The sequence below is a fragment of the Aeromonas veronii genome (assembly GCA_041319085.1).
Lineage (GTDB): Bacteria > Pseudomonadota > Gammaproteobacteria > Enterobacterales > Aeromonadaceae > Aeromonas > Aeromonas veronii_F.
In genome coordinates this window covers 357057-368932 of sequence record CP101033.1, presented here as the reverse complement: position 1 = coordinate 368932, position 11876 = coordinate 357057, and the positions used below count along the sequence as shown (strand labels likewise).

The following is an 11876-nucleotide window of genomic DNA, read 5'->3' as shown; positions in this document are numbered from 1 at the left end:
TCTCATATCAGGGACTTGTTCGCACCTTCCCTAGCTCGTCACGGGCGCTAGACAATGCCAAGGGTCAGCCGCCACGCCATGGCGTTATCGCCCCATCTGCCTGAAAACGCGACATGGGTTTCCGTTCAGGGGTGTTTCGCCCGCATAACCTCCGTAAACTATGAGCTAATGCTCTGATCTTGTTCGCCTATCTGCCCGCAAGCGGGGCTCGCTATGGTAAGCTCAGACGCACTTGGCTCAGCCCCTCCGGCCTTGTCCGGCGGTAATAAGGAATCGTATGAAAACCAATATTGCCTCTCTGGCCTCGCTGATCTGGTCGGTCGCCGACCTGTTGCGCGGTGATTTCAAACAGTCCCAGTATGGGCGCATTATTCTTCCCTTTACCGTATTGCGCCGCCTCGAATGCGTGCTGGAAGCCAACAAGCAGAAGGTGCTCGTTGCCGTCGAGAGCACCAAGGCGCTGCCCGAGGTTGCTCGCGACAAGCTGCTGCTCAGCGCCGCGGGCCAGAGCTTCTATAACACCTCCAAACTGACGCTCGATTCGCTGGGTGAAAATCACATTGGCGATAACCTGGATGCCTATGTGCGCGCCTTCTCGACCGATGCCCGCGAGGTGTTCGAGCATTTCAACTTCGAGGCCAGCATCGGCCTGCTCGAAGATGCCAATCTGCTCTACAAGGTGGTGCGCTCGTTTGCCAATGTCGATCTCTCCCCCGAGGCGGTCGATAACTACGACATGGGGCTGGTGTTCGAAGAGCTGATCCGCCGCTTCGCCGAAAGCTCGAACGAGACTGCCGGGGAGCACTTTACCCCGCGCGATATCGTGCGGCTCACCACCTCGCTGGTGTTTGCCAGCGATAACGAAGCCCTGACCAAGCCCGGCGTGGTGCGTTCCATCTATGACCCCACCGCTGGCACCGGCGGCTTTCTCTCCTGCGGCATGGAGTACCTGCATGAGCTCAACCCGGCGGCCCGTCTGGCCACTTTTGGGCAGGAGCTCAACCCCGAGTCTTACGCCATCTGCAAGGCGGACATGCTGATCAAGGGCCAGGACATCAGCCATATCAAGCTGGGGAACACCTTAAGTGACGACCAGTTGCCGTTCGAGCGGTTCGACTACTGCCTCTCCAACCCGCCCTTCGGCGTGGACTGGAAGAAGGTGGAAAAGCAGGTCAGCGATGAACATCAGCGCAAAGGCTTTGAAGGCCGCTTCGGCCCCGGTCTGCCGCGCGTCTCTGACGGCTCCTTGCTGTTTCTGCTGCACCTGATCTCCAAGATGCGCCCGGCCAGTGCCAACAGCGAAGGCTCGCGTATCGGCATTATCCTGAACGGCTCGCCGCTGTTTACTGGCGGCGCCGGTAGTGGTGAAAGCGAGATCCGCCGCTATGTGCTGGAAAATGATCTGCTCGATGCCCTGGTCGCTCTGCCCACCGACATGTTCTACAACACCGGCATTGCCACCTATATCTGGGTGCTCTCCAACCATAAGCCTGCCGAGCGCAAGGGCAAGGTGCTGCTCATCAATGCCAGCGACTTGCACACCCCAATGCGGAAATCCTTGGGCTCCAAGCGCAAACAGTTAAGCGATGAGGCCATCAACCAGATCGTCGCCCTTTATAGCCGCTATGAAGCCAGCCCCATAGCCAAGATCTTCCCGACCTCGGCCTTTGGCTATCGCCGCATCACGGTGGAGCGGCCATTGAAGCTGGCCTTCTATCCGCAGGATGCCGAGCGTCTGGCGGCCCTGCAAGCCGACAAGGGGTGGGAGAAGCTCGACGCCTGTCTGCAAGCGGCCATTCTCGCCGCGCTGCCACAACTGCCGGAACAGCTGCTGTGCCGCGAGCAGTTTAAAAAGCAGCTTAACAAAGCGCTCGCTGATACCAAGCTGCCCGCCCCGGCCTTCAAGCTGCTCATCAATCAGCTTGGTGAGCAGGATGATGCTGCCAAGGTCTGTATAAGCAAGGGCGAGCCGGAGGCCAGCTCCGAGCTGCGCGATTACGAAAACGTGCCGCTGGGTGAAGATATTCACGCCTATCTTGAGCGTGAGGTGCGGCCCCATGTGCCCGATGCCTGGATTGATGTCAGCAAGACCGATCCGCTGGATGGCCAGGTGGGCATAGTCGGTTACGAAATTCCATTTAACCGCCACTTCTACCAATACCAGCCGCCGCGCCCGCTGGCCGAGATTGATGCCGATCTGGATGCGGTCGCCAAGGAGATTATGCAACTGCTGGCCGAGGTGCATTCATGAGTGCCGTAAATCAGTTGGGGAAGTATCAGCCTTATCCTGAATATAAAGATTCAGGCGTGGAGTGGTTGGGTGAGTTACCAGCAGCATGGCAAGTTAAGCGACTTGGACAGTATTTGTTCGAGCGTCGTGAAAAATGTAGTGATAAAGAATATCTTCCATTGTCTGTGACTAAGAATGGAATTGTTCCGCAACTAGATACGGCAGCAAAGTCAGATGCTGGTGATAATAGAAAGCTGGTTCGAAAAGATGATTTTGTAATCAACAGTCGCTCTGATAGAAAAGGTTCGTCAGGTATATCTAATTTAGATGGTTCAGTATCATTAATAAGCATTGTATTGGAACTTAGATCAATTGAACCACAGTTTGTGCATCACTTATTGAGAAGTTACCCCTTCCAGGAAGAATTCTATCGCTTTGGTAAAGGCATAGTTGCCGATCTCTGGAGTACAAACTATTCAGAGATGAAAAATATAAACATACCCATACCCAATATCGAAGAACAACGCACCATCGCCGCCTTCCTCGACTACGAAACGGCCCGTATCGATCAGCTGATCGCCAAGCAGCAGCAATTGATTGAATTGCTGAAAGAAAAGCGTCAGGCGGTGATCTCCCATGCTGTCACCAAGGGGTTAAACCCCAATGCCCCGATGAAAGACTCCGGCGTAGAATGGCTTGGGGAAGTGCCGGAGCATTGGGATGTAATGAAATTTAACCATTGTGCCAACATTCGCAATGGTCAGGTGGATCCAACGGTTAAGCCATATAAAGACTATATACTGATAGCTCCAAATCATATTGAAAGTGGAACAGGTCGTTTACTTGAATTACAAACAGCTGAAGAACAAGGCGCCGACAGTGGGAAATATCTATGTAAAAAAGGCGAGGTTATATATAGCAAAATACGTCCTGCATTAGCAAAAGCCTGTATTAGCCCTAAGGATGATGTAATCTGTAGTGCTGACATGTACCCAATAAATGGGTGCAAAGCATTAGCAAATGATTTCCTTGTCTGGTTTTTGCTATCAGACTGTTTTACTCGATTTGCTGTTAATCAAGCTGATCGAGTCGCCATGCCAAAAATAAATAGGGATGCCTTGGGCGAATGTCGTATTCCTATCCCACCGATAGAAGAGCAAAAAGAAATTATTTCGACGATTGTTTGTAAAATCGAAAAACTAGATCTGTTGATAGCAACAGCGAATAAGGCAATACAGTTCATCCAAGAGCGCCGCATCGCCCTGATTTCCGCCGCCGTGACTGGAAAAATTGATCTGCGTGGCTGGCAACCACCCAAGAGCGAGGTGGCGGCATGAGCTTGCTGGCTGAACTGGACTATCCTGCTCGTTCTCGCCATGCGGTGCTTTCCCCTTGCCGCACTTATCGCTACGCGCTTAGTCGGGTCTGGGCGTCTGACAAGCCTTACGCCCTGTTTATTGGCCTGAACCCGTCCACGGCAGATGAGACACTGGATGATCCAACCATTCGGCGTTGTATTGATTTTGCCAAACGCTGGGGTTACGGCGGCTTGGTGATGGCTAACCTGTTCGCCTATCGGGCGACCGACCCTAGCCAAATGAAAGCGGCTACGGACCCAGTCGGTGTGGCCAATGATGAGTGGCTGATCGAATTAGCCAAATACGCTGGCGTGGTAGTGGCAGCATGGGGCAACCATGGGGCGTTTTTACGGCGTTCATCCCACATTCGTGCCCTGCTGTCTGAACTTCATTATCTGCAACTGAATCAATCGGGTGAGCCTACTCACCCACTGTATCTCAACAGTACCCTGACCCCATTGAGGTGGGCAATCTAGGCATGTTCTCGATAGAACGGATGTGGAAGAACAATGGATAACAAAGCTCGGGAAAAGGCGTTTCAAGACCATATCATTGAGCAGTTGGCCGCTTCGGGCTGGCTGGTTGGGCAGTCAGCTCATTACGACCGCGAGCGGGCGCTCTACCCCGAGGATCTGCTCGCCTATGTGCAGCAGAGCCAGCCCGAAGGCTGGGCCAAGTTCTGCAAGACCTATGGCGAGGAGCCGGAGCGTCATCTGCTCAATGCCGCCGTACGGGCTCTGGAAAGCCCTGAGCGTGGTACCCTGTGGCTGTTGCGCAATCAGATTGAGGATCGCGGCCATCGCCTGAGTGTGGCGACCTTCAAGCCGGACCATGATCTCAACCCCGAGCTGACGGCCCGCTATGCCATGAATCGACTACGGGTGGTGCCCGAGCTCATCTACAGTCCCCACGGCTACGACGGACGGCTCGATTTGACGCTGTTTTTAAACGGCCTGCCGATTGCGACGCTGGAGCTGAAATCCTGCTTCAAGCAGAGCCTGGAAAACGCAAAACAGCAGTACCGCAGAGACAGACCGCTGAAAACAGCCGGCAAGGTGGAGCCGCTACTGGCCTTCCGACGCGGGGCCCTGGTCCATTTCGCGGTGAACCAGTTCGAGGTGGCGATGACCACCAAGCTCGCTGGCGAGAGCACCTACTTTCTGCCCTTTAACCGCGGCACACGAGACGGCGGAGCCGGTAATGATCAGCCTGAAACTGGCTATGGCACCGAATATCTGTGGCAGGAAATACTGCAACCGGAAGCCTTGCTGAAAATCCTCGCCCGCTACATGCATCTGCATGTGCAGCATGAAGAGGACGATCTGGGGCGCATCAAGAAGAAAGAGAGCCTGATCTTCCCCCGTTATCACCAGTGGAATGTGGTTGAGAGCCTGCTGGGCGCCGTGCGCCACGAAGGCAGTGGCCAGAAGTATCTGATCCAGCACTCCGCTGGCTCCGGCAAATCCAACTCCATCGCCTGGCTGACCCATCAGCTCGCCTCGTTGCGACAAGGCGGCCAGAAGCAGTTTGATTCGGTGATCGTCATTACCGACCGCACCGTGCTCGATAGCCAGTTGCAGGAGACCATTGCCCAGTTTGAACATGCCGATGGCGTCATCTCCCGCATCAACCGCGAAGAGGGGGACGGCAGCAAGTCGGCCCAGCTGGCTGGCGCCCTCACCTTGGGTACGCCGATCATCATCGTCACCATCCAGACCTTCCCATTTGTGCTCAAGGCCATCCAGGAAACCACCACCCTGAAGGGGTGCCGCTTTGCCGTGGTGGCCGACGAGGCCCACTCCAGCCAAACCGGCAAGACAGCCCGCCAGTTGCGGGAAGTGCTGATGGCCGAGCAGCTGGATGACGAGGAGGATCTCTCGACCGAAGATGTTATCAACCTGACCCTGGCCGCCCGTGCAGGTAGCGCCAATATCAGCTACTTTGCCTTTACCGCGACACCCAAGGCCAAGACGCTGGAGCTGTTCGGTCGCAGGCCTAAGCCGAACATGCCGAGCAGCGATGACAACAAGCCGGAACCGTTCCACGTCTACACCATGCGCCAGGCCATCGAAGAGGGCTTTATTCTTGATGTGCTGAAGAACTACACCAGTTATCGGCTGGCCTACAAGCTGGCGATGGACAGCGAAGAGGCCGACAAGGAAGTCGACAGCAAGCGGGCCAAGCGCAAGCTCTCGCAATGGGTACGGTTGCACCCGCACAACATAGGCCAGAAGGTGCAGGTGATCATCGAACACTTCCGCCAGAACGTGGCTCCTCTGCTGGCCGGGCAAGCCAAGGCGATGGTGGTCACCAGCAGCCGGATGGAAGCAGTGCGCTACAAGCTGGCGTTCGACAAGTACGTGCAGGAGCAAAAATACCGGGGCATCCGTGCCATGGTGGCCTTCTCGGGAGAGATCGAGGACGACGGCCAGAGCTTCAATGAGCGCAACATGAACCCTGAGCTGAATGGGCGCGACATGCGCAAAGCGTTCGACACCCAGGATTATCAGGTGATGCTGGTTGCCAACAAGTTCCAGACCGGTTTCGACCAACCCAAGCTGTGCGCCATGTATGTGGACAAGAAGCTGACGGGCGTGGACTGCATTCAGACCCTCTCGCGCCTGAACCGGACGTGTCCGGGCAAGACCTCCACCTTTGTGCTGGATTTTGTCAACGATCCCCAGGATGTGCTGGAGGAGTTCCAGAAGTATTACGAGACGGCAGCGCTGGAAACCGTGTCGGATCCCAATCTGGTCTATGACCTGTTCCACAAGCTCAAGAGCACCGGCATCTTCACCTGGAATGAGGTGGTGGCCTTTACCGATGCCTATTTCGATCCGAAGCGGGGTCAGGAAGCCATGCTGGGTTATATCAAACCGGCGGTCGACCGCTTCAGCAAACGCTATGGCTTCACCACGGAGACCATCCGCGAGTGTCGGCGCATGTTGAAACTGGTTGAACAGGGCGGCTCGGCCACCGACAAGGCCAATGCCGAACGTCGCCTCAAAGAAGCTGGCGAGGCCCGCTCCGAGCTCGATATCTTCAAGAAAGACCTCAACGGCTATGTGCGCTTCTACGAGTTTGTCTCGCAGATCACCGCCTTTGATGACTATGAGATGGAGCGGCTGTGTGTCTTTGCCCGCCATCTGTTGCCGCTATTGCGTCAGGAGATCCTCGAAGAGGACGAGATCGACCTCTCTGCCGTGATGCTGACTCACTACAACCTCAAGGCCAAGCGCACCCAGGATCTGAAGCTCAAGGAAGATGCCGAAGGCTATGGTTTGCAGGGCATCTCGGCACTGGGCAGTGCTGCTCCGAAGGAGGAGAAGAAAGACTTCATCTCCGAACTGCTGGCGCGGATGAACGACCTGTTCGGTGTCGAAGTAACAGAGGGCGACAAGCTCGACTGGCTACACGGCATGGCCAGCAAGCTCAGTGAAAACGCGACCCTGATGGAGCAGGTCAACAACAATGATCGCGACGCAATCATGCTGGGTGACTACCCCAAGGCCGTGGATGAAGCGGTGATCGCACGCATGGACACCCAACAAGGCATGTCGCTGGATTACCTCTCCGCCCCAGAGAAAGCCGTAGCCCTGCAACACCTATTGCTGGATCTGCTACTCAAAGGGATTGGCGGATGGCGAGATAACGCAGCCAAATAGCAGAAATAAAAAACCACCCGAAGAAAGGGTGGTTTTTTTATGGCTATGTCCCAATTACGAGTTGCATGGGGTGCCCCAGCGCCTCATGCAAACACGCTTGGATATTCATCCCCTTCCCGTAACGCTCCAGCATCCTGCGCCAACCGAGGTAGTTCTTCAGGTAGTGCGTCGCCACGCCATGGAAACGCTCCATCCACTCTTTCAACCGATGGTGATACCCGTTCACGTGCTGGATGTGATACGCACCGCTCACCCGTTCGCCTTGGCGATTATGCACGACCTGATGGGTTACGCCCTGCACTTGGCTAAAACTGGCATACACACCCGCACCATCGCTACACAGTACCGCATCCGGTGACACCAGCGGCTTCAAGACTGCGATGACCGCCTGCGTATTCTGGTGAAGTTGAACAGTGATTCCGGAATCTGTGAACACCATTTCCGGAAAGTATGCTGACAGGGATTCTTCGAGCAGAAGCTGAGCTTTGAGGGGAGGCATCTTTTCGACTCACCGAACAAGCCAGCAGCCAAGCGCAGCGCGGCAGTTATGGATCCAGGACGTTGGAACAGGACGGTTCATCTGACATCAGAGTACGTGCTCTGAGGTGTCCGGAATCGGTGTACACGCAAGCCGGAATCAGCGTTCATTTTAAACCGGAATAGGTGTTCATTTTCGACCGGAATATGCACCGCCTCGGCATTCATTTTTTCCAGCTGAAAATCCGCATGGTGGCCTGCTCGGTCTTGCACCACCATCACCGGGATGTAATCCGGCCCGGTTCCACGGGTTCGCCCCTTGCCACCACGATGCCTTGGCGGACGTGGCAGTCCCCGTTGCCCCTTGAACGATTCGAGGAAGAAGGTCTCGTCTACCTCAACGATGCCCTCTGCTCGGGTGGCTTGATGGGTTGCCATCGCGCGCAAGAAACGGTGACGCCAGAGGAAAGCGGTGTTTTTGCTGACCCCGCAACGTAGAGCTGCCTTGCGAACGGTCAACCCTTCGATCAGGGCTTGCGCGTAGTCTTCCCAGCACTGGGCTTTGCGCAACCGGGCCAGAGGCGTGTTGGTCAGAACGGTGCTGGTGCGCAGACACAGCTTGCAACGGTAGCGGGGGGAACCGCAGAATTCGGAAAAAATCGTACGCTAAGCTAACGGTGTTCTCGTGACAGCTCTTTGACTAGGCTTTCTAAGGCCATTCTGATAGCCCTGACTTCCTGAAAAGCCATGGCTAAAATTTGTGCGGCTAAAAGGGATAACCGATGGTAAAGTAAGTTATCCCTGTCGAGATACTGAAAAGCGTTATCCTCGTTTTTCCCAAAACTGTTTTGCCAGTTCGCTCAGAGCGCTAGTTAACTGAGCGACAGATTTCGCACTTTGCAAATTATTCTGCCCGGTCTGTACATTGGTATCAGCAGCATCGCGTATATTGATAATACTGCGGTTTATGTCTTCACTTACTGCTCCCTGCTGCTCGACCGCAGTCGCTATTTGCGCGTTCATGTCGGTAATTTCGTTAACGCGTTGGCCAATTCCATCAAGAGCTGTAGCTGCTTCCTCTGCGTGAGCTACACTCGTGTGCGCTTGCCGACTACTTTGCTCCATGACTGTAACAGCGGATTGCGCTCGCTCTTGTAGAGCGCTGATCATGCTTTGAATATCCGTTGTCGATTGCTGTGTGCGAGCAGCAAGACTGCGAACCTCATCGGCGACAACAGCAAAACCACGCCCCTGCTCACCAGCACGCGCGGCCTCAATTGCTGCGTTGAGTGCCAACAAATTCGTTTGCTCGGCGATCCCTCGTATAACGTCAAGAACTTTTGATATCTCGTTACTTTGACCTTCAAGCTCATGAATAACCTGAGCGGCTTGCCTAATTTCACCTTCAAGGGCAGTGATTGACTGGCTTGTGTGGGCTACCAGACGCTGGCCAGATGCCGTCTCAGTGTCTGCTCTTCCGGCCGCATCTGCAGCATGCTGTGCATTGCTCGCAACCTCTTGAATGCTTGCCACCATTTGGTTTACTGCCGTTGCTATTTGATCTGTCTCTGCCTGCTGCTCAACTGTAAGTACATTGCTTGACTCAATATCCTTTAGTAGGCCTCGGGTGTGTTCGCTAAGCCGATTTGATGCATCACCTATGCGACCTACTATGGCGCCTGTTTCAGCTTGCATCATTCGTAAAGCAAACTCTATTTGGCCAAACTCATCGGTGCGCCCAGTGTAGAGGGATTGACTTAATGGGTTATTGGAAATATTCCTGGCTCTTTCAACCAGTCTTCCAAGAGGAGAGAGAATAGCCAAAACACTAACAGAGCTTAAGCTTCCTGACATTAAAGTGGCTAACAATAAGCTGCTTATTGATGTATCAGTAAGCATGCCGGCAGCCATTGCGCTTGATATAATACTACCCCATATGAGCAAGAGTATTTTCACGGAAAAGCTAGCAGCCAATTTCGGCCTCGCGGCCTTCCCGCTTCTCAATTGAGCATATAATTTTTCAGCAGCCAAAACCTGCTCAGGTTCAGGCTTGGTCCTTACAGACTGGTATTCAACAATCGAACCATTCTTAGCTATTGGCGTTACATAAGCACTTACCCAATAGTGGTCGCCATTTTTACAGCGATTTTTTACTAGCCCCATCCATGAGCGGCCAGATTTTAATGTACTCCACATATGCTCAAATGCAGCAGGCGGCATATCTGGGTGTCTTACGATGTTGTGAGGCTGGCCTAATAGTTCTTCCTCAGTGAAACCACTGATTTTAATGAAGTCAGGATTAACGTACGTGATATGGCTTTGAGGGGAGGTAGTCGAAAGAATATTGGCATCTTTTGGGAGTTCTAAGTTTCGACCCGTTGCATATTCCGGCCGATCATGAACACCAATTCCGATTCAACGTGAACACCATTTCCGGACCAATGTGAACGCTCATTCCGGTTCAACCTGAACACTTCGCCCCTCCTTTCCGGAAACAGTGTTCAACATCCCGGAATCACTGTTCACATTCACCGGAATCATCCTTAACGCATTGATTTAAAAACCTTTGATACGCTCTCCCTTTTGCCAGGGAAGAGCCTATGTCTGCCAAGAGGATTGCAATGCGTAAAATTCGTGAAGTGCTGCGACTGCGGCTGGAAGCTGACCTCTCTGTTCGCCAAATCAGTATCTGTACCAAGGTCAGTGTCGGCTCCATCCAGAAACTCCTCAAAAGTGCCCAGGCGCTCGGCCTTACCTGGCCCTTACCTACCGAGCTTGATGATGGCCGACTGGCTGCCCTGTTCTATCCGCAGGCCGATACCACCATCTCGGCCCGCCATGTTGTGCCGGATTGGCCCTCTGTCCATCAGGAGCTCAAGCGCAAGGGGGTCTCCAAACAGCTGCTCTGGGAGGAGTACACCCAGCGCTATCCCAATAGCTGTTACAGCTACTCCCAGTTCTGTGACCGTTACAAGTCCTGGTGTCAGTTGCAAAAGCGCTCCATGCGCCAGATCCACAAGGCGGGGGAAAAGCTCTTTATCGACTACTGCGGGCCCACGGTGCCCATCGTGTCGCCGACTACGGGTGAGGTCCGTCAGGCACAAGTCTTTGTCGCCGTGCTCGGTGCGTCCAACTACACCTTTGCCGAGGCCACCTGGTCCCAGTCACTGCCGGACTGGCTGCAAAGCCATGTCCGTGCCTTTGAGTTTTTCGGCGGGACACCGGTACTGCTGATCCCCGACAACCTCAAGAGCGGTGTCAGCAAGGCTTGCCGATACGATCCCGAGCTCAACCCCAGCTACCAGCAGTTGGCCGAGCACTATCAGGTGGCGGTGATGCCAGCTCGCCCTTACAAGCCTAAGGACAAAGCCAAGGCCGAGGTGGGTGTGCAGATCGTCGAGCGCTGGATCCTGGCTCGTCTACGCCATCAGACCTTCTTCTCGCTTGCCGAGCTAAACCAGTGCATCCGGGCTTTGTTGAATGAGCTCAACGAGCGCCCGTTCAAGCAGCTGCCCGGTAACCGACGCGAGGCGTTTGAGCAGTTGGACCGCCCGGCACTGGGGTCACTACCGGTGCATCCCTATCGCTATGTCGCCATCAAAACGGTCAAGGTCAACATCGACTATCACGTCAGTTATGAGCAGCACCATTACTCGGTGCCGCACCAGTATGTGGGTCAGCAACTGGAGCTCCATGCGGGCGATACCCTGCTTCAGGTCTATCACCAGCAACAGCTGGTCGCGAGCCATCCGCGTAAAACCATCCCGGGGATGAGCACACTCCCTGAGCACATGCCGGAACGTCACAGCAAGCAGCAACGCTGGACGCCAGGGCGTCTTAAGCAGTGGGCTGCCGACATCGGACCGGGCACCTTGTGCTGGGTTAGCGAACGGCTGGCAGAGAAAGCCCATGCCGAGCAGGCATACCGACTCTGCCTGGGACTGCTGAGTCTTAGCCGGGAGTATCCGCCATCACGAGTCGAAGGCTGTTGCCAGCTGGCCAACCGGGAAGGACTGGTGCGGCTCAAGCAGCTCAAGTCGGTGCTGACCAGTGGCCGCGACCAACTGCCCGCAAGTCCGCTCAGTTATCCAGAACTGCCGCAAGAGCACGAGAACATCCGCGGCCCCCAGAGCTTCCACTAACGAG

At 54.7% G+C, this 11876-nt stretch carries 6 protein-coding genes and 2 pseudogenes; 5 read left to right on the top strand and 3 right to left on the bottom strand.

From position 1 onward, the window contains the following. Positions 1–277: 277 nt before the first annotated feature. Genes NMD14_01800 through NMD14_01785 form a run of 4 tightly spaced genes read left to right on the top strand, consistent with a single transcriptional unit; the run spans position 278 to position 7253 of the window. Positions 278–2251 carry a type I restriction-modification system subunit M gene (locus NMD14_01800; protein XEI33230.1) on the top strand — a complete coding sequence of 658 codons (1974 nt, stop codon included), beginning with the start codon at positions 278–280 and terminating at the stop codon, positions 2249–2251. Then, positions 2248–3567, top strand: coding sequence for a restriction endonuclease subunit S (locus NMD14_01795; GenBank protein XEI33229.1), 1320 nt, complete (start codon positions 2248–2250; stop codon positions 3565–3567). Before NMD14_01800 ends, NMD14_01795 begins: the two co-directional genes overlap by 4 nt. Beyond that, positions 3564–4064, top strand: a complete 501-nt coding sequence (locus NMD14_01790) for a DUF1643 domain-containing protein (protein XEI33228.1) — start codon at positions 3564–3566, stop codon at positions 4062–4064. Before NMD14_01795 ends, NMD14_01790 begins: the two co-directional genes overlap by 4 nt. A gap of 33 nt (positions 4065–4097) precedes the next feature. Beyond that, positions 4098–7253, top strand: coding sequence for a type I restriction endonuclease (locus NMD14_01785; GenBank protein XEI33227.1), 3156 nt, complete (start codon positions 4098–4100; stop codon positions 7251–7253). 43 nt (positions 7254–7296) lie between these two features. Here the strand turns inward: NMD14_01785 and NMD14_01780 are convergent. The 3 genes and pseudogenes from NMD14_01780 to NMD14_01770 form a co-directional block, all read right to left on the bottom strand. Further along, a pseudogene (locus tag NMD14_01780) lies at positions 7297–7662 on the bottom strand (IS1595 family transposase). 284 nt (positions 7663–7946) lie between these two features. After that, positions 7947–8363: pseudogene (locus NMD14_01775) on the bottom strand (IS1595 family transposase). A 189-nt stretch (positions 8364–8552) separates the two neighbouring features. After that, entirely contained in the window at positions 8553–10073 is a 1521-nt protein-coding gene (locus tag NMD14_01770; GenBank protein ID XEI34693.1) for a PAS domain-containing methyl-accepting chemotaxis protein, read from the bottom strand. A gap of 257 nt (positions 10074–10330) precedes the next feature. On the opposite strand from NMD14_01770, the gene istA reads away from it, so the two are divergent. Continuing rightward, positions 10331–11872 carry an IS21 family transposase gene (gene istA / locus NMD14_01765; protein ID XEI33226.1) on the top strand — a complete coding sequence of 514 codons (1542 nt, stop codon included), beginning with the start codon at positions 10331–10333 and terminating at the stop codon, positions 11870–11872. Positions 11873–11876: the final 4 nt, after the last annotated feature.

Bases quoted from the DNA above. Each gene is read 5' to 3' on its own strand.
- NMD14_01800 (XEI33230.1), top strand. From the start codon at position 278: ATGAAAACCAATATTGCCTCTCTGGCCTCGCTGATCTGGTCGGTCGCC.
- NMD14_01795 (XEI33229.1), top strand. From the start codon at position 2,248: ATGAGTGCCGTAAATCAGTTGGGGAAGTATCAGCCTTATCCTGAATAT.
- NMD14_01790 (XEI33228.1), top strand. From the start codon at position 3,564: ATGAGCTTGCTGGCTGAACTGGACTATCCTGCTCGTTCTCGCCATGCG.
- NMD14_01785 (XEI33227.1), top strand. From the start codon at position 4,098: ATGGATAACAAAGCTCGGGAAAAGGCGTTTCAAGACCATATCATTGAG.
- istA (XEI33226.1), top strand. From the start codon at position 10,331: ATGTCTGCCAAGAGGATTGCAATGCGTAAAATTCGTGAAGTGCTGCGA.